Source organism: Cupriavidus pauculus (assembly GCF_003854935.1).
GTDB lineage: Bacteria > Pseudomonadota > Gammaproteobacteria > Burkholderiales > Burkholderiaceae > Cupriavidus > Cupriavidus pauculus_C.
The window spans coordinates 2,687,316-2,709,986 of sequence record NZ_CP033969.1 but is presented as its reverse complement, the minus strand read 5'-3'; the positions used below and the strand labels follow the sequence as shown (position 1 = coordinate 2,709,986).

The following is a 22,671-nucleotide window of genomic DNA, read 5'->3' as shown; positions in this document are numbered from 1 at the left end:
GCTGTGTATCCAGAATTATCCCTTTACATCAATGGCGAATTTCTCGGCATTGAAGGCCGGCGACACCAGGACGTAGTCAATCCTGCGACGGAGGAGGTCGTTGGGCGACTGCCGCTCGCCACCCGCGAGGACCTCGACACCGCCGTCGAGGCGGCTCATCGAGCTTTCCTGACGTGGCGCGACTCATCGCCTTTGGAACGCAGTGCAATCTTGCGTAAAGTTGCGGAGCTCGCCCGTCAAAGGGCGCCGGAAATCGGCCGCAACATGACCATTGACCAGGGGAAGCCTCTGCACGAAGCCGTGGGCGAAGTAACGGTTTGTGCAGAGCATGCGGACTGGCATGCAGAAGAGGCTCGGCGGATCTACGGCCGCGTGATCCCCAGCCGCAACCCTAACGTCCGCCAGCTCGTGCTACGTCAGCCGGTCGGAGTCTGCGCAGCCTTCACCCCTTGGAATTTTCCCTTCAATCAGGCGATCCGGAAAATCTCTGCCGCGCTTGGCGCAGGCTGTACGATCATTCTGAAGGGACCAGAAGAGACACCGAGTGCCGTGCTGGCGATCGCTCAACTGTTCCATGATGCGGGCCTTCCTCCTGGTTGCTTAAACATTGTATTTGGCGTCCCGGCGGAGGTGTCAGCACACCTCATTGCATCTCCGCTGGTCCAGAAGATCTCCTTTACGGGGTCCACTGCTGTTGGCAAACAACTAGCAGCTCTAGCAGGATCCCATATGAAGCGAATCACTATGGAGCTTGGTGGTCACTCCCCTGCAATCGTCTTCGACGATGCGGATGTCCATACCGCCGCCGAGATGCTTGCAAACTACAAGCTGCGAAACGCTGGTCAGGTATGCGTCTCGCCCTCCCGCTTCTTCGTCCAGCGCGGGGCTTACGATAGGTTCCTCAGGCGTTTTACGGACGTCATTGGCGCAGTGCGGGTCGGCAACGGTATAGACAGCTCGACACAGATGGGACCGCTCGCAAACCAACGCCGTGTTGCTGCAATGGAAGGGTTGATTGCCGACTCCAAAGCGCGCGGCGGAAAGGTTGTCGTGGGAGGGACCAGGTGCAGCGACACAGGACATTTCTTCGCGCCCAGCGTCGTTATAGACATTTCAGACGACTCCATGCTCATGACTTGCGAGCCATTCGGCCCTGTCGCCCCGGTTGTAGCGTTCGACGATCTGGATGAGGTGCTGGCACGGGCGAACAAACTGACTTACGGCCTGTCGTCTTACGTGTTTACCGAGTCAGCGAAGACAGCGCATGCTGTCTCTACCCGCCTTGAGGCCGGCATGGTCAACATCAACCACTTTGGAAGCGCTCTCGCCGAAACACCGTTTGGAGGCATTAAAGATAGCGGTATCGGGAGTGAGGGTGGGACCGAGACGTTCGACGGCTATCTCGTCACGAAATTTGTAACTCAAGTGTAGATCGGGGGCCGCAAAGGGCGATACGTCGCCCTTTCCCCCGAAGCTACGTTCCCAGTCAGGTTTTGGCGCCTAAGTGAGTGTTAGGCGCCTTTTTTATTAGCGTATAGGTCGCGGCAGTGCGCCCCATATTGGGCGATGCGGTTGCTCTCGGCGACTCTGACAACTCCCTGCATGGCTCCGCAGTTGCAGCGCAAGCGCGGCCGGCTAGCGATAAGCCTTCTCGAATCGTGTCGTCTTCCAGGAAGATTTCGTTGGTATTACTCGTGGTCCAGCCACGGTTCTCTTTTGAACATCTTATCGATGATGGGGAACATCGCGATCACCGTCTGCAACTCCTCGGGCGTCAATCCCTCCATGCGCTTGCCCAGTGCCGCCGTCCGCTGTGCGGCCAATTTGCCGGCCACAGCCCGGCCTTCATCAGTAATCTGAATCATGTTGTTGTACGAGCCGACGGGTGCGGAGCGCGCGATTAACTCGGCGTCGACCATCCGCCCGACAATCTGCGTCATCGTAGGCAATCTGACGCCTTCATTCCTGGCCAGATCGCTAACTCGCATCGGCCCTCTTACGAGCAATGCACTAAGAACAGCGCTCTGCGCGGGGGGCACGTGCGCCGCTCTCATTTCCCGCCGCAGCGCTACAACGATCCGCATCAAGCGGGGTCTAAGTTCGTCCGCAAGCATTTCAACCGTAGGTTCTGTCATGTCTACAAAAAGGGGGCAATCACTGAGCAGATGATATAACGATTCAGTGAAGAATGATCGCGCGAAGTACCTGGAGGCACCGAGTCGATATGGTCCGACTGGTGAGGGTAGCGACCACGCAGACAGCGGCGGCGCGTGAAGGGGTTCTGTGCCTGTGGCCGGGTAGCAACTCAAGGCCGGGCCTTGTCGCGTTCGTTCGCGATGGCCGGAGCACCAATCTTGATGGAGAGGGATGACGAGACGAGGCGCTGGCTGGCGCTCTCGTCTCAAGGCGTCGACGCTTGATCCGCCGACGCGCGGAGCTTGCTAACTCAGCTTGACCAGGTCCTTCTTGTACGTCTTCGCCTTGTTAATGTAGTCGTCAGCGTTCTTCTCGATCGCAGCTTTGACTTCCTCCGTTAGTTCACGTACCTGCTTTGCAGGTGTGCCCATGACCAAGCCTCCTGCCGGGAAGTTCTTGCGCTCGCCGATCAAGGATCCGGCCCCCACGAGGCATTGTTGTCCGAGTTCGGATCCATTCAGGATCACAGCCTGAATGCCGACCAGACTACGTGCTCCGACCTTGCAACCGTGAAGCATCGCCTGGTGTCCAATGGAGACCATCTCGCCTACCTCGACGGGAAAGCCAGGATCGGTGTGCAACACAGCCCCCTCCTGGACGTTCACGCCTCGCCTAATCGTGATCTTTTCATTGTCGCCGCGGATCACAGCGCCGGGCCAGATGGACACGTCTTCGGCGATTTCCACGTCGCCGATGATTACCGCATGCTCGGATACATACGAGCTCGGATGAATTGTCGGTTCTTTCTCTCCAATTCGATAGATCGCCACAAAATGCTCCTCTTATCTTGATGTGACTAACTTTTCGCCGACCGCGTTACTTGCAGGAGGCGAAACACTACTGCATGGGCCGCTCTCGCAGCCCGTGCCGACTTCGACGCCGTTTCTTGCCCTGCCGCTAGATAAATACTTGTTCCTCTGGTTGGACTGCCGGCTCGATTGCATCATCCAGTACCTCGATCCAGTGCTTTACTGGCGTGGGCGTTCCACTTTGCAAATGCTGGATGCAACCGATGTTCGCGGACACGATGCAGTCAGGTTGCTTCTCGCTCAGATGCTCGATCTTGCGGTCTCTGAGCTGGAGTGAAATTTCGGGCTGCAGAACGGAGTAGGTGCCGGCTGAGCCGCAACAAAGGTGACTCTCCACGCTGGCACGATGAACGGAAAAGCCCAACTGTCCCAGATGCTCCTCCACCACTCCCCGCAGCTTCTGGCCGTGTTGCAGCGTGCACGGCGGATGGAACGCCAAGGCCGGCTTGTCGCACGCTTTGACTTTGCCGCGCAGTCTTGGCAGAAGTTCAGGAAGCAATTCGCTCAGGTCGCGGGTCAACTCGCTAACCCGAGCTGCCTTCTCGGCGTACTCCGCGTCATGCTTTAGCAAGTCGGCGTAGTCCTTCACGGTCGCGCCGCAGCCGGACGCGTTCATGACAATTGCCTCGACTTCACCGCTGGAAATCGCCGGCCACCAGGCGTCGATGTTTCTGCGCATATCATCGAGGCCGCCCTTGTGATCTCCGGTGTGCAGCCGGATCGCGCCACAGCAACCGGCTCGAGGAACACTTACAACCTGAAAGTCGGCTGCATCGAGTACCCGCGCGGTCGCAGAATTGATGTTCGGCATCATCGCCGGCTGCACACAACCTTCGAGCATGAGCACTTTCCTGGCGTGGCGGCGCGTTGGGCGCTGACCCGCAGGTCTGCTCGGCGTAAGCTTGTTGGCGAGCTTGGAAGGAAGTAGCGGCCGAACCATTCGGCCAATCTTCATGGCCGGCAAGAACAATGGCGAAGTTAGCCCCTCACGCAGCAGCCAACGCACCGCGCGGTCTTTTGGCGGACGAGGAATTCGCTCATCGACTAGCTTCCGCCCAATGTGAACTAGCTTGCCGTACTCGACACCGCTGGGACAGGTGCTTTCACAGTTCCGGCACGTCAAGCAGCGGTCTAGATTCTGTTGGGTGCTTGCTGTGACCTCTTCCCCCTCAAGCAACTGCTTCATCAAGTAGATGCGTCCCCGGGGTCCGTTACGTTCATCGCCCAGAAGCAGGTAAGTCGGACACGTTGCCGTACAAAAGCCGCAATGCACGCACTTGCGCAGAATCTCTTCGGCCTCCGCCCCTTCTGGAGTGTTGGCAAACTCATGACTTAGTTTTGTCTGCATATGGAGCCCCTTACAGGCCGGGGTAGAGTCGACCAACATTGAAGATGCCATCGGGATCAAACGCTTGCTTGAGATTGCGATGAATCTCGAAGAGCGCATCGCTCGGTGGCGTGAACACGCCGCTCCTATGATGCGGATCCCTGAACAGCGTGGCGTGACCACCAAGCGATGACGCCATTTCCCGAACGTCCTCGATGGGATCGTCGGTGTATAGCCATCTCAATGCACCACCCCATTCAATAAGCTGATTCGCGGCCAAGAAGGGTTGGGAGACTGCCGGAACGGAAACACGCCAGAGAGGCGCGTCGCTCTGTGAAAAGAAGTCGTGGCGGTGGTCGCGGACGGCATCCCACCAGGACAACGCTTCGTCTGGTTCCAGCTCAGTCCCGCCCAAACGCTTTCTGGCTTCCGTGACAGCAGAGGCTGCACCACTCAGTCGGAGGAACAGCTTTCCGTCGTGCCAGGCACTCGCATTGACTGGCAATGCTTGCCGAGTCAGCCCGTTTAAGAGAGACAACGCCCCTGCTTCGTCGCGTTCAATGAACAGGGTGATCCTCGATGAATGAATGGGCAGAACCTTCAGCGAGACCTCACAGATAACACCGAGTGTTCCCATTGAGCCCGCCAGGAGACGCGAAACGTCATAACCGGCAACGTTCTTCATCACTTGCCCGCCGAATGTCAGAAGCTCGCCTTTGCCGTTAATCATGGTCGCGCCGAGAACGAAGTCCCGAATGGACCCTACCCCGACGCGTGCTGGCCCGCTCAGACCTGCCGCGACCGCTCCTCCGACAGTACTTCCTTTAGCAAAGCGTGGCGGCTCAAAGGCAAGGTACTGATTGTGCTCGGCCAGCACGGCCTCAAGTTCTTCTAGCGGTGTGCCTGCACGAGCGGTGACAACCAGCTCAGACGGTTCATAGCTGCAAATTCCGCTGAGGCGCCGGACATCACACGGTTCACCCGACGGCTCTTCACCGTAGAAGCATTTCGTACCGCCGCCAACGATGTTGAGAGAGGTCTTCGTTTTTCTTGCATGCAGGACTGTCTCAATCAGATGAGACACTTCCGTGGGGATCGTCGTCATTCTAGAACCTCGGGATTTCTGGATGCGGCAGCATCCCACGCCGAACAGTCATGCGACCATATTCGGCACATCGATGCAGCGTCGGAATTACCTTCCCAGGATTCAAGAGCGATTGCGGATCGAATGCACGTTTCAGCGCAAACATTTGTTCTCGCTCTGCGCCTGAGAACTGAACGCACATTGAGTTCAGCTTCTCCACGCCCACACCGTGCTCTCCGGTCACCGTCCCGCCAAGCGTGACGCTTGTTTCCAGAATCTCAGCGCCGAATTGCTCCGCCTGGTGCAGTTCTTCGGGATTGTTGGCGTCGAAAAGGATCAGCGGATGTAGATTCCCGTCGCCGGCGTGGAACACGTTCACGCAGCGAAGCCCATAGCGCACCTCCATCTCGCTGATTGCTCGAAGGATCGCAGCGAGACTCTTGCGAGGAATCGTGGAATCCATGCACAGGTAATCCGGGCTCATGCGCCCCGTCGCGGGAAATGCATTCTTTCGCCCGCTCCAGAAACGAAGACGCTGCGCCTCGTCCTGACTTGCTTCAAGACGAGTGGCCCCGCTGGCGGTGAGGACGGCATTCATCTTCACAATCTCGTCCTCGACCTCCAACGCCGTCCCATCACTCTCGCACAATAGGATTGCGGCCGCGTCCAGGTCATAGCCAGCATGCACGAAGTCCTCTACGGCGGCGGTCATCGGCTTGTCCATCAGTTCCAGGCCGGCTGGGATGATGCCGGCCGCGATGACGTTGGCTACGGCGTCACCAGCGGCTTCGACGGTGTCGAAGCTTGCAACGATGCATCGCGCAAGTTCTGGCTTAGGAATTAACTTGACGGTGACTTCCAATGTCACTGCGAGCATCCCTTCACTGCCTACAACGACGCCGAGCAAATCGAGCCCAGGGACATCAAGGGCTTCCGATCCAAACTCTATCGCCTCGCCCTGAATGGTGTATCCCCGTACTTTCATTACGTTCTGCAACGTGAGTCCGTACTTGAGGCAATGGACGCCTCCGGAATTCTCGGCCACGTTTCCACCGATCGTGCAGGCAATCTGGCTGGACGGATCGGGGGCGTAGTACAGCCCATACGTAGCGGCTGCCTCACTGATTGCGGCGTTGCGTACACCGCATTGGACCACTGCGGTACAACTCACAGGATCTACCCTGACGATCCGGTTAAAACGAGCGAGCGAAAGGAGCACGCCCATCTCATGTGGGAGCGCACCGCCTGACAATCCCGTGCCTGCGCCCCGAGCCACGACGGGCGCACCGAGCGTCTTGCACGTTCGCAGAATGGCAACAACCTGCTCTTCTGTTTCGGGAAGCACCACGACGAGCGGCTGCGCCCGATAGGCCGTAAGGCCATCGCATTCAAATGGCTGGGTGTCCTCGCGCTGCGACAGGATAAGGTCCCTAGGCAGCACGCCTTCTAGCGCGGAAACCACTTCCGCACGCCGGGCTTCCCTCCGCTCAGCGTCAGTAGGATGTGCCAACCAGCCGTCACGCGTCGCATTCATGACTTTGCCCTCCTGGTGCGATGAAGCTGCGTCGTGCTGTGCCGGTCTATTGGATAATCAGTGCGGAGCGACGGCGCGACCGTAGCGAGCCGGCGAACCGCGCAATCAGCCTGGACGGATGCTGCAGCTCCAAGGCGGAGCGTTGCTTCCGGGCGCTGAGGCTCAAACGTTGAGCGATGAATGCGATGCATTGTGTGGGGAGGTTCTAATACACTTCTGTCAAAGGCGTCGACGAGACGCCATGACTTGACTGTAGACAATCACGCGATATAGCAGGTTGAGAGTTATTTGCGGTTGAGTTGCAGAAAACTTGATTGCCGTGTTTGGGCCGCTCAACTTAGCGAGTCGGTGAGCCACTCCATAAAGGCGGCGCACTCCCATCTCTCCAGGGCCCCAGGTTCCCAGCATAAGTAGTGCGCCATCGGTGAAGGCACGGATCGATCCGATATGCGGATGAGTCGCCCCCCCTCTAGCCATGACTGCGCCATACGGGTCCTCACTAGTGCCACGCCGAACCCGCACGCGGCTGCGTCATAGAGAAGCCCTAGATCGTTGAATTGAGCGCCCACATGCGGCTCCGTTCTCGTCAATCCACATGAGGAGAACCATGTCGTCCAAGGCTCAAGCGGGCTACGTATCAGACGCGCCTGGTCGATTTCACCCGCCATTTCGAAGCCTTCGAAGGGGCCGAACTCGTTGAGATAGGTAGGGCTGCAAGCCGGCGCCACCTCCTCCGAGAGAACGACGCGATGATCGACGTCCGCATATCCGCCGGCGCCGTACCGGATTTCCAAATCGGATGGCTCGGCTGTGACGTCCAGGAATGGGATGGAGACCTGCAAGATAAGGTCGATGTCCGGATACTTGTTGCGGAACAGTTCCAGTTTGGGCATCAGGAACTGCCTGGAGAAAGTTGGGGTCACCGCGACCCGCAGTCGCGTGGAAGAGGCTTTTCCATTTTTGACCGGCATCTGCTGTAGCGCAGCGAGGCCGCTTCGGACATTCGCCAGGTACGCTGCACCATGTGCAGAAAGCGTGAAGTCACTCCGCCCGAAGAGTTCAACACCGAGGTGAGATTCAAGCTGGCGGATTCGATGACTCACGGCGCTGGTTGTTACACACAACTCGTCGGCGGCACGTGTGGCGCTCCGAAGCCTTGCAACCGTCTCGAAGGTGACAAGACATTGAATGGGCGGGATGTGTTGCAGGGCCATATCTTCTCTCCGTTTGGTGGGCTACCCAGGGCGGATATGCCGCATGTCATCGCTTGAGGCCTAGGGAGCGGCCACACTTCTTGCTGCTCTGTCGCTCGAGCACCATGCCAACGCTGCAACGAGCAAGCGCCCCCAGATTGCTTGCTCAGGATCGACTCACTGGGTCCTCAGGCAAGGACGTACGTGACGCCCTGCAAGGGAAGACCACCAAGTAAGTCGCTCTCCAACCCACAGTGACCTCGCCGCGGGAAGGTCTCTTAGCGATCCGATCTCTTCGTCGACTCCTGCTCCAACCCATGGCCGCGACTGCGTTAACTGCTTGACATTATGCCGCACCAATCTAAACTTATGTAATCGATTGCACGCAGTGCTGTTTTCGCCTCATCACCGTACTGGCATTGGTTATTTACAGTCTCTGATGCAGGTTACCGTAACGTATGTAATCGATTACCACATCACACAGGAGGCAACAATGCAGGAACGTCGTCGTAAGTTTTACGGGTGGGGCTATGAGGGTGACACCGTCACGCCGGACGAAATCCGGGAGTTCGAGGCAGCGTGGACACGCTTGCTGGGTGTCGAGCACTTCGAAGCGACACCTTTTCCGACGCCCGAAGAAATTTCGCTGCGCAAACCTCGCGTACAGCTGCCCGCGTCGCTTCGCGAAATCTGCACAAGCGATCATTACGACCGCCTGTATCACACCTACGGCGCGGGCACCATGGATGTTGCGCGCGCAATGCGCCGGGAATTTTCCAACCCGCCGGACGTCATCGCCTACCCGCGCACTGAGCAGGACATCGTGGACCTGTTCGACTGGTGCGGGCGCCAGAACGTTGCTGCAGTTCCGTACGGCGGCGGCACCAGCGTCGTGGCCGGCGTGAATCCGCCCGAGCACGATCGTTACCGTGGCGTGGTGTCCATCGACATGAAGCACTTCAACAAAGTGCTGGAGGTAGACCAAACATCGCAGGCCGCGCGCATTCAAGCGGGCGTCCTTGGCCCGGAGCTGGAACGACAGCTCAAGCCCACCGGCCTGACCATGCGATTCTTCCTGCAAGCGTGGGAGTTCTCGTCACTGGGGGGTTGGATCGCAACGCGAGCAGCAGGCCACTTTGCGACCGCGTTCACTCAGATCGACGACCACGTCGAGAGCATGCGAGTGGTAACGCCCCAGGGTGCCATTGAATCCCGACGTTTCCCGGTATCGGGTTCGGGACCCAATCCGGATCGACTTTTCCTCGGCTCCGAAGGCGCACTGGGCATCATTACCGAGGCGTGGGTCAAGCTTCACCGCCGGCCGGTCTTCCGCAAGCAGGTGACCGTACGTTTCCGTGACTATGCGCGCGCTGTCGAGGCCACACGGGTACTGTCTCAATCTGGACTGAACCCTGCCAATGCCCGCCTTGTGGAACGCGAAGAAGCCTTGTACACGGGTTCGAGCGACGGCAGCTATGACATTCTCGTGCTGGGATTCGAGTCCGCCGACCACCCGGTCGAGGCACGCCTGAAGCGAGCACTGGAAATTTGCGCGGAGTGCGGCGGCGAATGGGACGATGATCCGGTCAGCGGAAACCAAGGTGGTGCGGACGCTGCGACATCGAGCTGGCGAAACAAGTTCCTGCGCGGCCCATACCTGCGCGAGTACGCCATTGCTCGCGGCGTCATGCGCGAGACCATGGAAACCGCGTGCACGTGGGACAAGTTCGCCGCTCTTCACGCGCACGTCAAGGCAGAAACGCATCGGGCCATTCGCGAAGTTACCGGCCGCCCGGGTTCGGTGACTTGCCGCTTTACCCACCTCTACCCTGATGGCCCTGCGCCATATTTCACGTGGTTTGCCTATGGCGATAAGGCTCGATTGCCCGAGCAGTTCCAAGCGATCAAACGCATTGGAGAGCAAGCCATGGTGGACGCAGGCGGTACGGTGACCCACCACCATGCGCTTGGTCGGGACCATCGCCCTTGGTACGACAAGGAACGGCCGGAGCTGTTCTGCACCGCGCTAAAGGCCGCCAAGCAGGCCTTTGATCCGCACCAGGTCTTGAACCCTGGCGTGCTGTTCGACCCGAGCTAATTAGTTAGAAACTCAAAAAAGAGGAGTAGGAGATATGGCAGGCCCCCTTGCAGGTATCAAGGTCCTAGACTTGAGCCGGATCCTTGCTGGACCCTGGAGCACGCAACTATTGTCCGACCTGGGCGCTGACGTGATGAAGGTTGAGCGTCCCGGCACCGGCGATGACACGCGAGCTTGGGGCCCGCCGTTCCTTACTCGTGAGGATGGCACGACGACGGAAGAGTCGGCGTACTTCCTTTGCGCCAATCGCGGGAAGCGTTCGATCACTCTGGATGTCAGCAGCAAGGTCGGTCAGGATTTGCTGCACGAGCTAGTCAAAGATTGCGACGTCTTCGTTGAGAACTACAAGTTCGGCGATATGCAACGTTACGGGTTGGACTTCAAGACCCTGAGTGAGATCAATCCTCGGCTCGTCTACTGCTCCATCACCGGCTTCGGGCAGACGGGCCCATACCGCAAGCGGGCTGGATACGATTTCGTGGTGCAAGCCATGGGCGGGCTGATGAGCATCACAGGCGAGCGCGACGGCGTCCCCGGTGGCGGCCCGCAAAAATGCGGGGTGCCCATATCGGACTTGATGACTGGCATGTATGCAAGCGTTGCAATTGTCAGCGCGCTATTTGAGCGAGTCGGCAGTGGCCGCGGGCAGTACATCGATATGAGCCTGCTGGATACGCAGGTGGCGTGGCTGGCAAACCAGGCCTCGAACTATTTGGTGGGCGGGAGCCACCCGCGTCGTTGGGGCAACGCGCACCCCAATCTCGCACCTTATCAGTCATTCCCTGCAAGCGATGGCTCTCTGATCGTAGCAGTCGGTAATGACCGGCAGTTCCGAGCCATGTGCGAAGCGCTGGGTTTAATCAATCTTCCGGATGATGACCGCTATCGACGCAATGCGGATCGTCTAAAGAACCGTGAAAGTCTTGTGGAGGTGCTCTCGGCTCGCTTTGAAGAAGAAGAGAGAGACACGTGGCTCAAACTGCTGGAATCGGTCGGCGTACCTTGTGGCCCGATCCAGAGCATTCCAGAAGCACTGGAGGATCCCCATATCCGGGCGCGTGAAATGGTTTTCTCTTTGCCCCACAGCAGCGGTGCAAGCGCGCCCCAGGTTGCGAACCCTATCAAGTTCTCTCGCAGCAGTATCGACTACCTTCGCGCGCCCCCAGCGCTGGGCGAACACACTGAAACCATCCTGAAAAATGAGCTCGGGAAGTCTGTGGAGCAAATTGAGGCAATGCGCCGCGATGGGACGATCTGACGTGTAATCCGCCCGACCACAGTGATCACCATAAAGATCACGTTCAAAGGAGACAGACATGCATCGATTGCTACGAATTGCGGGGGCATTAGCCGTTTGCGGAGTGACACTGACCATCGGTCTGGCCGCCGCCCACGCTAAGGAATGGCCGGTCCAGCCGATTCGGGTCGTTCTTCCATATCCCCCTGGCGGCGCCTCAGACGTGACCGCCAGGCTCCTAAGCGCTAAGCTTAGCCAGGCATGGGGAGAGTCTGTTGTTGTGGAGAACCGGCCTGGCGCAAACGGCATCATCGCTAATGAAGCCGTTGCGAAGGCGCAGCCTGACGGCTACACCGTGCTGATGGCCAACCTTGGGCCGAATGCCATCAACCCGGCCGTATACGGGAGACTTCCTTATGACACGCTGAAAGACTTTACGCCAGTTGTCTTGGTGACAAAGGTGCCGCTCATTATCGTCACGGCAGCAAATTCGCCGGTGAAGGACCTGCGCCAACTGGTCTCATTAGCAAAGGCCAAGCCAGGACAGATTACCTTTGGATCTGCAGGCAACGGTTCGGGCAGCCATCTGGCCGGGGAACTCCTTAGTACCATGGCTGGCGTCAAGATGAACCACGTTCCCTATAAGGGAGACGCGCCTTCGCTCACAGACGTGCTCGGTCAGCAGATCAATGTTGCCCTTCCCACCGCGCTTGCTGGAATGCCACATGTCAAGAGTGGAAAACTCAGGGCTCTTGCGGTCACGAGCAAGACTCGATTGCCGGCACTGCCCGATGTGCCGACGGTAGATGAAGCGCTCGGGATAAGCGGATACGAAGCCGTTTCTTGGGGTGGATTTATGGTGCCGACCGGGACCTCACCAGCCATCGTTGCTAAGATGAACAGCCAGTTCAACAAAGCCCTTCAGGATCCGGAGGTCCGCGACAAGCTGATGGCTCAAGGCGCGCAGATCGCAGGCGGCACCCCGGAAGCATTCGATGCGTTTCTGCGCACCGAAGTTACGAAATGGAAGCGCGTGGCTGATTCAGCAAAGGTCCGGCTCGACTAGCCCTCACCGGGAATGCCGGTCCGTCGTCGGGATACCCCCCGACGACGGAAACTGCCTGTGGACTACCAAGGTCGTTACAATGACGGCAGTCGGCCGATATCCCAGGCTGAAGATAACCGCTGATCCGATATGGTGAATGTCAAGCAAGTCGCCCTCCTCGCCGGCGTTTCCTCGGCAACAGTCTCCCGTGCACTGACATCGCCGGATCGGCTGCGACCTGACACGCTGGAGCGCGTGCAGAACGCCATCGCAAGCCTCAACTACGTCCCGTCTTCCTCGGCTCGGGACCTGCGTCAAGGGCGCACGCGATCGGTCGGCATCATTGCGCCGACACTGATGAACGAGCTTTACGCGAAAGCGGTCGATACCTTAGAGGCGCAGCTCGATCGGCTCGGATACACCGTTTTATTGACGTGCCACCGGGACGACAGTGAGACAGAACTACGCTGCGCGCGCGCGCTTTTGGAGCGCAGAGTCGACGGAATCGCCATTATCGGGTCACAGCATCACCCTGACGTCTTCTCGCTAATCCACAAGCATGCCATTCCGTATGTCCTAATGTGGGCCGTCGATCGTGAGGGTATGCATCCCACGGTGGGATATGACAATCGCTTGGCGATGCGCAGGTTGACGAGCTATTTGGTCAAACAGGGACATCGAAAGTTTGCCGTCCTCCCAGGGCCACTAGAGACTCAATTTCTCTCCTCTCAACGACTTCTGGGCATCCAAGACGTCCTCAGTGAGAACGGCATTTCGATACCCGACGACCGCATTCTCCCGACACCGTACGAAGCATCTGCCGTCCGGCAAGCGGTTCGGACCTGTCTCGAGCGTAATGACTCGCTGCCGCATCAGGAACAGCCGACTGCCCTGATATGCATCAATGACTTCGTTGCTGTGGCAGCGATCGCGGAGTGCCGCACATTGGGACTATCGGTTCCGAGCGACATCTCAGTTACAGGCTTCGGCGACTGGCAGATGGCGGAACTGATGACGCCCGCACTCACGACCGTACACTCGAATCCCGTTCTGATTGGCGAACTTACTTCTCGTAACCTGGTTGATCAGATTGAAGGCGGGTCCAAACGCATTCAGACCGAGTTCGAGCCTGACCTTGTAGTTCGCGAAAGTACGGCGCCGCCCCAATAGTTGGTGAGCCAAACTACGTTTTGTCGCTACGGACGGAACTCAGCCGTCGCTCTAGCTAGGCCCTCACCGGGCACAAAGCGGTCGAAGCATACGTTGTCCAGCTATTAAATGAAGCGTTGCAGACAACGTTCTGAGGGAATTCTTCAGTCATGCGGGGCGCCTAATGGATATCAGTCTCTGCTCCATCCTGATGTCCGCTTAGGGTGGGCCGGTAAGCGCCGGTCATGCCACTGACCTTTGATTGAGGCGTCAGGGTACCGCCGTTGCCAACTAAGTCGAACGTGTCCCAAAAAGCGGACACATTCGTCCCCTCCGGCGCGAGCCAGAAGCGTCACCGCACGAAAAGGGAGTTCGAACCTATTTCGGCCACCCCGCTTTGGCTGCCGCCGCATCCAGCGCACGAGAAAATCGCCCGATGTCTTCCGGCCGGAACTCGGCCAGAAACAGTTCTTTGACCGCCGCCTCGTAGATGCCCCACATCTTCTTGCGCAAGGCCTTACCTTGCCGTGTGACGGACACGAACGCGGCGCGGCCGTCTTCCTCTGACCGGATACGGGTCACCAGCTCTTCACGCTCCAGCCGGTCAATCAGGCGAGTCAGGTTGTACCGCTCGATGGCAAGCACATCGGCCAGCTCATGCATCCGGCGGCTTTCCTCCGGCCCGCTTTCAATCCCCCACAGCACGTCGTACCACGCGTAGACAGGCAGTCCAGCCTCGGCAAGACGCCGATCCACCTCACGTATCAAGGCCCGGTGCGACCGTACAAACGAAAACCACAAATCCGGCTTCTCAGTCGACATGGTATCTCCAATAGTTGCAGTTGCAATTATGCCGCAGAGCGCTCACAATGCCCAGACGATTGCAACTGCAATTTATTTGAAGCGCAATGGCCACGCCTATCCGACCGGGCCTGATGCGAACCGAAGCCCCGTCAATCCCATGGAGACAGAGATGAATGCCCCGGTGTTGCCGCTACACGTATTGCCGCTGGATGTGGACCCGCAGGAAACCCAGGAATGGATTGAGGCCCTGGCCGCCGTGACCGAAGTGGAAGGCCGCGAACGCGCCCACTACCTGATCGGCCGCCTGCATGAATCGGACGCGGCCCGACACGGGGATTTCCATGGCGCAATCACGACGCCCTACGTCAATACGATTGCCGAATCGGGCGAGCAGCCTCCAGGCGACACCTCGATCGAGCGCCGACTGGCCGCCATGGCGCGCTGGAATGCCATGGCGATGGTGTTGCGGGCGGGCAAGCACTCCAACGTCGGCGGGCATATCGCCACATATGGGTTCTCCGCTTTCTTCTGATGTCTACGGGTCGACCTTCGATTCTGTTGTTGAGGGTAAACCCCCCTTTGCGCCACATAGGTAGGCTACCTAACATTAGCCACCAATCGCCCTCGGAGATATTTCCATGACGGAGTCGCCTGCTCCCACCCCTTCCTCCAACCCATCTTCCGCGGTAGAAGGGCGCTGTCCTTTTGATGCGGCTGCGAACGAGCCGAAATCAGCGTGTCCTTTTCACGCTGAGGGCGACAGCGGCGGAATCCCAGATTTCCCCCCTAAGCGCGTAGATCCCTTGGCGCCGCCGCCGGTGTTCTTCCAGATGCAACAGAAGGGCGAATTGGCACAAGGTAAGCTTTGGGACGGAAAGATCGCTTGGCTTGTCACGCGTTATGACGATGTTCGCGCTGTCTTGTCGGACTCTCGCTTTAGCTCCGACGTCTCACATCCGGGATTTCCCTCTTCCAGCGCCGCAGTAAAGGTTGTTCGGAGTAGTAACCGGACCTTCATTACCATGGATGAACCCAAGCATTCAGAGCAACGGCGGATGCTGACCAGCGAATTCACGATCCGAAAGATCGAGAATCTGCGGCCGCGACTTCAGGCCATCGTGGACAAGCTCTTGGAAGATTTTGCGATGGGGCCGCAGCCTTCTGACCTGGTTAGCGCCTTTACATTGGCGACACCAGCATTGGCTATCTCAGAGTTGCTTGGTGTTCCATACGACGATCACGACTTCTTCCAAGAACAGGCGATGATCATGACGTCGAGCACCGCGACGAGGGAAGAGGCTAGCGCCGCGAATCAAGCGTTGTGCGAATACCTGCGTGAACTGGTGGCGAAGAGATCCGAAAGCCCCGGGGAGGACATCCTCAGTCGCCTTATCGTTAATCATGTACGGAAGGGCGATATCACTGAAACAGACGTGGTCTCGCTTGGAAGGCTTCTGCTGATTGCCGGGCACGAGACGACGGCAAATACGACGTCGATGGGGGTGCTCTTCCTACTTCAGAGGCCGGACATCTGGGAAGAGCTTCGCCAGAATCCAAGCCTCGTTCCAAACGCGGTGGAGGAGATGCTACGCTTCCTGGATGTCATACAGTCCGGGACGCGACGTGTCGCACTGGAGGACGTTGTCGTGAATGGGCAATTGATCCGAGCCGGTGATCCCGTTGTCGTGCTTAGTATTTCCGCAAATCGCGACCAGGAGCAGTTCAAAGATCCCCACGTCTTTGACCTCCGCCGTGATGCCCGGACACAGATCGCATTCGGATACGGCCCGCATCAGTGCATGGGACAAGTTCTCGCCAGAGTCGAAATGCAGATCATGTTCACCGCCCTACTGAAGCGCCTGCCGAATCTTCGGCTGGCCGTGCCCATCGAGAGCCTCGCGTTCAAGAGCGATTCGCTCATGTATGGTGTTAGGGCACTGCCCGTTAGCTGGTAAATCCACTACGGCGAATCACGATGAAAATCACAATCTATCCCGAAAAATGCTGCGGTTCCGGCCAATGCGTCGTCAATGCGCCGGATCTGTTCGACCAAAAGGATGACGGAATCGTCATTCTTTTGAATGCCGATCCGTCGGCCGATCAATACAAAATCTGCACGCTTGGCTGCTGGGATCTGTCCGGCGTTGGCAATCGAGATTCACGAGGCTCTCTGATGATTCCCCTAAGCAAATCGTAGTCATCGGGGCAACGGCCGCCGGCATCACGGCGGCACGAGCAGCCTGCGCGCGCGAGGCTGGGGCGGATGGTACTTCCATCGCAAAAGAGGGCGGCCTGCCCAACGGCCGCCCATCTCTTTCGAAGCGGTTGATGGCTGGCAAACGTTCAGTAGAGCTCCTCTAAATAGATCGCCTAGCGGGCATAAAATTTCATTCCGCAAATAACATCTGCCGAAACTTTAAATCTATTATAGAAAGATGACTCAAAGTCATAGGATTGGCTCCACCCAATTCTGTTCGAAATATCCGGTATAGATCTTTCCAGTCCTGCCAATTCGAACAGCGAACGCATAAGCCGCTGCGTGTTACATATTTCCGTGAAGCAATTGCCCTGGCTGAAGAGGGTCCGCCTGACTCTCGAGGATGTTGTCTGCAAACTATCCGCTATATCTGCAATATTCCAAGCTTCCTTTGGATTCATAAACACCGACAATGAAATTGCCTCCCAAAGCGGCCTGGAATCCCACAGATCGTGCATTGGTTGATCACGCACCACAGAATAACTAGTTACATCCAGATCGAAGCTGCAATGCGAGCTCTTAAAAATAGAGCCGCCCAAGAACAGACTCGCAGGAGAAAAAGCGGGGAGCTTCACGAACTTCCCCTCTTTAATTACGCGTGAATAGCCTTGTCGGATGATTATCTGCTCGCCACTCAACGAAGTCACTTTCATTGGAATTGGAAGAAAAATATCATGGATCCCGACTTGGCTTCGTGACTGAAGTTGCGTCTGCATCAATTACGCTACTATCCCGGTCCGATACTATGAGCAGCGCGAGGATGTACCACCGCGCTGCCGGAAACGATGAGGGTCACCCGCCATCGCAATTCATCGAGCACTTACTCTTCGCGGCGCCTTAGGCAGCCTTGTCAAGCTCGGGATGCATGGAGTCCGACATCTGCGCCAGATGATGCAGCGTATCTCCGAACACCGATTCCATTTGGGTAAGGCGTCTAAAATAGTGGCTGACGATATACTCATCCGTCATTCCAATCCCACCGTGCAATTGCACGGCCTGCTGGCCGACGAATCGCATCGACCCGCCCAACTGATATTTCGCTTGTGCCATGGCGCGACGTCTCTGGTTCGCCGGCGCGTTGACGTTGAGCGAGGCGTAGTAGCTCATAGACCTCGCGAGCTCTAGACTCATCTTCATATCTGCGACGCGGTGACGCAACGCTTGGAAGCTCGCGATAGCGACGCCGAACTGCTTGCGCGTCTTCATGTAATCCACCAGAGCCTCCAGGGTTACGTCCATCACGCCCACGGCCTCTGCACACGTCATTGCAATGCCAAGATCCACGGCATACGACAGGCAATCCTGGCCTTCGCGGGTGACTAGCGTGCCCGGCGCCTTCGACAACGTCAGCTCCGCGGCGCGCGAGCCGTCGACAGTTTGATAAGGGTGTACCAATACACCTGGGGCGGAGCGCTCCACAAGGAACGCTCCGAGAGTGTCAGCAATCATGGCGGGTACAATGTACGCAGCAGCATGATCGCCAACCGGCACGAGGCTCTTACTCCCAGTAAGCTCCCAACCTTCCGCCGTCTCGACTGCTCGCGTCTCGCACGTATCGATGCGATAACGATTCGCGCGCTCCTGCTGGGCCAGTACGACCAGACTTTCTCCAGAAGCGATCGTAGGCAGCCACGCCGCACGTACGCTTGCTTCGGCGTAGTTCGACAGCACTGCACCCGCAAGTAGAACTTGCGCCAGCGGTTCGAGTACGATGCCCCGCCCCAGTTCCTCCATAACCACCATAACGTCGACCGGCCCCATACCGACGCCGCCATACTCTTCTGGGACGTAAAGTCCAGTCAGCCCAAGCTCCGCAAGCTCCGAATACGCGTCCGGGGAAAATCCGCCGCTGCTCTCGGAACTGCGACGGTGCTCAAACGTATAGCTACGCTTTACCCACTTTCTTACTGCATCTCGCAGTTGGTCCTGGTCGTCAGTGAATTCGAAATCCATGCTCTACTCCTTTATCCGAGGACCACTTGCGAAACAATGTTACGCTGCACTTCATTGGAGCCACCGTAGATAGTGGTTTTCCGCAGATTAAAATATGTCGCGGCAAGCGGAGCGTTCCGTCGCTCTCCACCTGGGAACTCGCCATCCCACTCCGTCAACATAGCGTCTTGAATAAATGGGAGGCTATAGGGACCTGCAGCCAGCATCATCAATTCACTGTAGCGCTGTTGAATCTCACTGCCTCGGATTTTCAGTAGGCCTGCGATATCCAATGGATTCTTCCCGGATTTTTCTGCCGAGATAACGCGAAGAACCAGCATTTCGAGCGCGATAATATCTACCTCGAGCTTCGAAACCTCGTCTTTGAAACGAGGGTCGTCCATCATGCCTTCTGCAGCCGCGATTCGCTTCAGGCGTCGGAGCTCACGCTTGGCACGCCCGACTTCTGCAATGTTCGAGCGTTCGTGACTGAGAAGGTGTTTGGCATAGGTCCAGCCCTTATTTTCTTCGCCAATCAGGTTCTCAACGGGGACCTCAACATTGTCGAACCAGACCTCATTGACCTCGCACTCGCCGTCCAGCAGCTTAATGGGCCGAACCGTGACGCCAGGCGAACGCATGTCAATGAGCAGGAAACTGATCCCTGCCTGCGGCTTCCCTTCTGTATTGGTCCGGACGAGACAGAAAATCCACTCCCCGTACTGAGCCAACGTGGTCCAGATCTTTTGACCATTGACTATGTACTTGTCTCCCTTTCGCTCCGCTCGTGTCTTGAGCGAAGCCAGGTCGGAACCCGATCCCGGCTCGCTGTAACCCTGGCTCCACCAAACATCGCCCGTCACAATGCCGGGCAAGAAGCGCGCCTGTTGCTCAGCGTTACCAAATGCCATGATGACTGGTGCCACCATGACAGGCCCATAGGGCACGAGTCGCGGTGCTCCTGCCAACGCGCACTCTTCCTCGAATATGTGCCGCTGCACTGGTGTCCAGCCCGTGCCGCCGAACTCGACTGGCCACTTATACGTCAGCCAACCCTTTTTCCCCAGAATTTGGTGCCAACGCTGCATATCGGTGCGGGATAGCTGCAGTCCGTTGTGCACCTTGTGCGAGATCTCCTTCGGCAAATGGGCGTCGATCCACGCATGTACCTCTTTTCTAAATTCCTGCTCTTCTTCTGTGAAATTCAGATCCATTTCTCAGTCCCCTACTGTGTTAGTTAGTCCTAGCGGCCCACGAAAACGGGAGCGCGACGCTCCTTGGCCGCCAACGCCCCTTCCCGGGCGTCTTCACTCCTGGCCAGCATCTGAGCTTGGTACTGGGCGCTATAGCCTGCCTCAACCAGTCCTACCGGAATCGAGTGTCTCGCCGCCTGTTTGAGGAAACGCAGTACCAGCGGCGCTGCGCTCGCAATCTGACGCGCTGTCACTAGAGCTGCCTCTGTTTCGCTTCCTGGTTCACAGAGTTCGTTTACGAATCCGACTTCATAGGCCCGTTGGGCGGATACCGGGCGCCCGGTCAACATGAGCTCCATCGCGATCTTGTGGGGAATCCGACCGACCAGCGAGCTAATCAAGCCGGCTGCCATGCCTAGGCGACCTTCGGGATAAACGAAGGTCGTTGCCGAAGTCGCTACACAAAGATCGCAGAATGCAAGCATCGATACGCCCGCCGCTATCACGGGGCCATTAACCGCTGCAATAACCGGCTTTCCAATGTCAAATGCGACATTGGGAATGGCATGCCAAAAGGAATCCGGTGGATCGTTCGTGTCGAGGCCTGCCGTAAACACCGACCCCTCTGCACGTAGCAGGGCAACGCGATCCTCTGAGCCCGCGAAGTCTTGCCACGCGTCGTGCAACGCGTCGCACATTTCCGAGTTCAGCGCGTTTCTCTTATCCGGCCGATTCATCGTAATGACCCGGACGAAATTTTCTGATTCGATTTTTATCAACTCGGCCATGGCGTTCTTAACGCTTCTTGTTCAGGAAGGATTTGAAGATTTCCTGAGTGGCTTCGGTATTCAAGAGTTCGGCGAACATCTTCACTTCCAGGTCGAGCGCAGAACCCACAGCGGCACGATTCTCGTGGTTCAACATCCGCTTTGTCGCGCGTACCGAAGCCTTGGGAAGCTTTGCCAGTTCGGCAGCCGTTTCGCGCGCCCGTGCAAGGGCTTCCCCGTCCTGCGTCAGCGACGTCAGAAGCCCGGCATCGAAAGCTTCTTCTGCATCAAAGAACTTTCCAAGCATCAACCACTCACGTGCCTTCCGGACACCTACCAGCGATTCGAGCAGGTAGCTGGATGCGCCCTCGGGGCACAGACCCAGCGATACGAACGGCATGCGGAAGCGCGCATCTTGGGATGCGTAGGCAAAATCGACGTGTTGCAGCATCGTGGCGCCGATTCCAATCGCCAGTCCCTCGACTGCTGCGATTAGCGGCACATCGATCGCGGCCATCTTCCGGAGAAGCGTGACAGCAGGGGAATCTTCATTACCCCGCCGGGTCTGGAAATCATTGATATCGGCACCGACAGTGAAGTGTCCGCCCGCACCATGCACGATGACTGCGGCACATTCCTTGTCCGCGTTGGCCTCATCCAGAAGACGGGTCAGTTCCTGGTACATCGCGGCGCTGATCGCATTGCGCTTTTCTGGACGCGCAATGCAAATCTCCAGGACGTTTCCGACATTATTAGCTTGGATGCTCATGATTGCTCCTGAAGTGTCTTTTTTGACGTTTGGCAACTAATCACCCCACGTTCTTCGAGACCGGCGATGTGGTCCGCGGAAAGTTCTAGCAAGTCGGAAAGCACGTCTTCTGTGTGCTGACCGAGTTTCGCGGGCGCCCGAACGTAGTGCACCGGCGTTTTACTGAATTTGATGGGATTGGCGATGCCCCGTACCGAGCCGATACCTTTGTCAACCGGCACGTCGATCGCCATCTGACGGTGGATGACCTGTGGGTGAGCAAAGGCTTCCTTGTAGGTATTGATACGACCGTGCGGGATATCCGCTGCGGAGAACGCGGCAAGCCAATGCTCGGTTTGGCGCGCCGCAAGAACCGACGACACCTGCGCAATTAGCGCCTCTCGATTCCGAATGCGTCCGGATGCGGAATAGAACGTCGAATCCCGGGCCAGTTCTTTGGCGTCGATCGCTTGGCAAAAGCGTTGCCACTGGGAATCGTTCCCCACAGCAACTACCACCTTACCGTCTGCCGTATCAAAGACTTGATACGGTACGAGAGACGGATGCGCGTTCCCCCACCGGTGCGGTTCGGCGCCATTGATCAGGCACGACAATCCCTGATTCGACGACAAGCCAACCAGACAATCGAGCAGTGCCAAATCGATGTGCTGACCTTCTCCCGTGACATTCCTGTGGTTCAACGCGGCGAGGATCGCGACCGTCGCATACAGTCCCGTCGTCAGATCAGCAATGGCGATCCCGACCTTCTGTGGCCCACCACCAGGCTCGTCATCACGCTCGCCCGTTATGCTCATCAGCCCGCTTTCCCCCTGGAAAACGAAGTCGTAGCCGGGGCGGTCAGCGTACGGCCCGGATTGGCCGTACCCGGTGATAGAGCAATAGATCAGGCGCGGATTGATCTTTTTCAGACTGTCGTAGTCAAGCCCTCGACGAGCCAGATCACCAACCTTAAAGTTCTCTACAAAGATGTCGCACTCAAGAACGAGCTTACGGATCAGATCCGCACCGTCTGGGTTGGCGATGTCCACGCCAACCGATCGTTTGTTCCGATTTGCGGAAGCGAAGTAGGTGGAATCCTCAAGCACTTCCGCTTCACTCGTCATCGCATACGGCGGCCCCCACTGCCGCGTATCATCCCCTCGCGATGGGTGCTCAATCTTGATGACATCGGCTCCCATGTCGCCCAGCATCTGGGTACACCATGGCCCTGCGAGCACTCGCGTCATATCCAATACGCGAATGTTCCCTAGAGCTTGTTTCTGCATAAGAGACATCCC

20 protein-coding genes and 1 pseudogene are annotated in these 22,671 nt (G+C 57.7%); 8 read left to right on the top strand and 13 right to left on the bottom strand.

Features of this window, described 5'->3' with window-relative positions; all coding sequences use genetic code 11:
* Nucleotides 1–3: 3 nt before the first annotated feature.
* Complete coding sequence (locus EHF44_RS13965) at nt 4–1,431, top strand: NAD-dependent succinate-semialdehyde dehydrogenase (protein WP_062794397.1); 1,428 nt, start codon at nt 4–6, stop codon at nt 1,429–1,431.
* 257 nt (nt 1,432–1,688) lie between these two features.
* Here EHF44_RS13965 and EHF44_RS28680 read toward each other — a convergent pair whose 3' ends face one another.
* From EHF44_RS28680 to EHF44_RS13935, 6 genes are all read right to left on the bottom strand, one after another.
* Nucleotides 1,689–1,940 carry a hypothetical protein gene (locus EHF44_RS28680; RefSeq protein ID WP_058698236.1) on the bottom strand — a complete coding sequence of 84 codons (252 nt, stop codon included), beginning with the start codon at nt 1,938–1,940 and terminating at the stop codon, nt 1,689–1,691.
* A gap of 501 nt (nt 1,941–2,441) precedes the next feature.
* Nucleotides 2,442–2,966 (bottom strand): gamma carbonic anhydrase family protein, encoded by a 525-nt coding sequence (locus EHF44_RS13955; RefSeq protein WP_043355330.1) that lies wholly within the window; start codon nt 2,964–2,966, stop codon nt 2,442–2,444.
* Between the two features lie 127 nt (nt 2,967–3,093).
* On the bottom strand, nt 3,094–4,353 hold the full coding sequence (glcF, locus tag EHF44_RS13950; protein WP_043358198.1) for a glycolate oxidase subunit GlcF: 1,260 nt from the start codon (nt 4,351–4,353) through the stop codon (nt 3,094–3,096).
* 10 nt (nt 4,354–4,363) lie between these two features.
* Nucleotides 4,364–5,437 carry a glycolate oxidase subunit GlcE gene (gene glcE, locus EHF44_RS13945; RefSeq protein WP_062794395.1) on the bottom strand — a complete coding sequence of 358 codons (1,074 nt, stop codon included), beginning with the start codon at nt 5,435–5,437 and terminating at the stop codon, nt 4,364–4,366.
* A 1-nt stretch (nt 5,438) separates the two neighbouring features.
* Nucleotides 5,439–6,950 (bottom strand): FAD-linked oxidase C-terminal domain-containing protein, encoded by a 1,512-nt coding sequence (locus EHF44_RS13940; protein WP_043355338.1) that lies wholly within the window; start codon nt 6,948–6,950, stop codon nt 5,439–5,441.
* A 332-nt stretch (nt 6,951–7,282) separates the two neighbouring features.
* Nucleotides 7,283–8,164 carry a LysR substrate-binding domain-containing protein gene (locus tag EHF44_RS13935; RefSeq protein WP_043355340.1) on the bottom strand — a complete coding sequence of 294 codons (882 nt, stop codon included), beginning with the start codon at nt 8,162–8,164 and terminating at the stop codon, nt 7,283–7,285.
* A gap of 472 nt (nt 8,165–8,636) precedes the next feature.
* Between EHF44_RS13935 and EHF44_RS13930 the strand changes: the two genes are divergently transcribed.
* The 4 genes from EHF44_RS13930 (at nt 8,637) to EHF44_RS13915 (ending at nt 13,693) form a co-directional block, all read left to right on the top strand.
* Nucleotides 8,637–10,241 carry an FAD-binding oxidoreductase gene (locus EHF44_RS13930; RefSeq protein WP_043355342.1) on the top strand — a complete coding sequence of 535 codons (1,605 nt, stop codon included), beginning with the start codon at nt 8,637–8,639 and terminating at the stop codon, nt 10,239–10,241.
* 34 nt (nt 10,242–10,275) lie between these two features.
* The gene (locus EHF44_RS13925) at nt 10,276–11,499 is read left to right on the top strand and encodes a CaiB/BaiF CoA transferase family protein (protein ID WP_043355344.1); all 1,224 of its coding nucleotides are present in this window, start codon (nt 10,276–10,278) and stop codon (nt 11,497–11,499) included.
* Between the two features lie 58 nt (nt 11,500–11,557).
* Nucleotides 11,558–12,544, top strand: coding sequence for a Bug family tripartite tricarboxylate transporter substrate binding protein (locus EHF44_RS13920; protein WP_043355346.1), 987 nt, complete (start codon nt 11,558–11,560; stop codon nt 12,542–12,544).
* Between the two features lie 129 nt (nt 12,545–12,673).
* Nucleotides 12,674–13,693 carry a LacI family DNA-binding transcriptional regulator gene (locus EHF44_RS13915; protein ID WP_043355348.1) on the top strand — a complete coding sequence of 340 codons (1,020 nt, stop codon included), beginning with the start codon at nt 12,674–12,676 and terminating at the stop codon, nt 13,691–13,693.
* A 357-nt stretch (nt 13,694–14,050) separates the two neighbouring features.
* Here EHF44_RS13915 and EHF44_RS13910 read toward each other — a convergent pair whose 3' ends face one another.
* Nucleotides 14,051–14,494, bottom strand: coding sequence for a MarR family winged helix-turn-helix transcriptional regulator (locus EHF44_RS13910; RefSeq protein ID WP_043355349.1), 444 nt, complete (start codon nt 14,492–14,494; stop codon nt 14,051–14,053).
* A 151-nt stretch (nt 14,495–14,645) separates the two neighbouring features.
* On the opposite strand from EHF44_RS13910, the pseudogene aceE reads away from it, so the two are divergent.
* From aceE to EHF44_RS13895, 3 genes and pseudogenes are all read left to right on the top strand, one after another.
* A pseudogene (gene aceE, locus EHF44_RS13905) lies at nt 14,646–15,005 on the top strand (pyruvate dehydrogenase (acetyl-transferring), homodimeric type); the annotation flags it as partial.
* Between the two features lie 109 nt (nt 15,006–15,114).
* Nucleotides 15,115–16,431 (top strand): cytochrome P450, encoded by a 1,317-nt coding sequence (locus EHF44_RS13900; RefSeq protein WP_081201625.1) that lies wholly within the window; start codon nt 15,115–15,117, stop codon nt 16,429–16,431.
* A gap of 20 nt (nt 16,432–16,451) precedes the next feature.
* Nucleotides 16,452–16,673: a ferredoxin gene (locus tag EHF44_RS13895; protein WP_196765233.1), complete on the top strand. Its 222-nt coding sequence runs from the start codon at nt 16,452–16,454 to the stop codon at nt 16,671–16,673.
* A gap of 173 nt (nt 16,674–16,846) precedes the next feature.
* Here EHF44_RS13895 and EHF44_RS13890 read toward each other — a convergent pair whose 3' ends face one another.
* From EHF44_RS13890 to EHF44_RS13865, 6 genes are all read right to left on the bottom strand, one after another.
* A complete protein-coding gene (locus EHF44_RS13890) occupies nt 16,847–17,449 on the bottom strand; it encodes a hypothetical protein (protein ID WP_124684263.1) in 603 nt (200 codons plus the stop codon).
* A 121-nt stretch (nt 17,450–17,570) separates the two neighbouring features.
* Nucleotides 17,571–18,686 carry an acyl-CoA dehydrogenase family protein gene (locus tag EHF44_RS13885; protein ID WP_043355352.1) on the bottom strand — a complete coding sequence of 372 codons (1,116 nt, stop codon included), beginning with the start codon at nt 18,684–18,686 and terminating at the stop codon, nt 17,571–17,573.
* A gap of 11 nt (nt 18,687–18,697) precedes the next feature.
* Complete coding sequence (locus tag EHF44_RS13880; protein ID WP_043355354.1) at nt 18,698–19,879, bottom strand: acyl-CoA dehydrogenase family protein; 1,182 nt, start codon at nt 19,877–19,879, stop codon at nt 18,698–18,700.
* Between the two features lie 29 nt (nt 19,880–19,908).
* The gene (locus tag EHF44_RS13875; RefSeq protein WP_043355356.1) at nt 19,909–20,646 is read right to left on the bottom strand and encodes an enoyl-CoA hydratase/isomerase family protein; all 738 of its coding nucleotides are present in this window, start codon (nt 20,644–20,646) and stop codon (nt 19,909–19,911) included.
* Nucleotides 20,647–20,653: 7 nt separating this feature from the next.
* Complete coding sequence (locus EHF44_RS13870) at nt 20,654–21,394, bottom strand: enoyl-CoA hydratase/isomerase family protein (RefSeq protein WP_043355358.1); 741 nt, start codon at nt 21,392–21,394, stop codon at nt 20,654–20,656.
* Complete coding sequence (locus EHF44_RS13865) at nt 21,391–22,659, bottom strand: CaiB/BaiF CoA transferase family protein (RefSeq protein WP_043358200.1); 1,269 nt, start codon at nt 22,657–22,659, stop codon at nt 21,391–21,393. Before EHF44_RS13865 ends, EHF44_RS13870 begins: the two co-directional genes overlap by 4 nt.
* Nucleotides 22,660–22,671 lie beyond the last annotated feature (12 nt).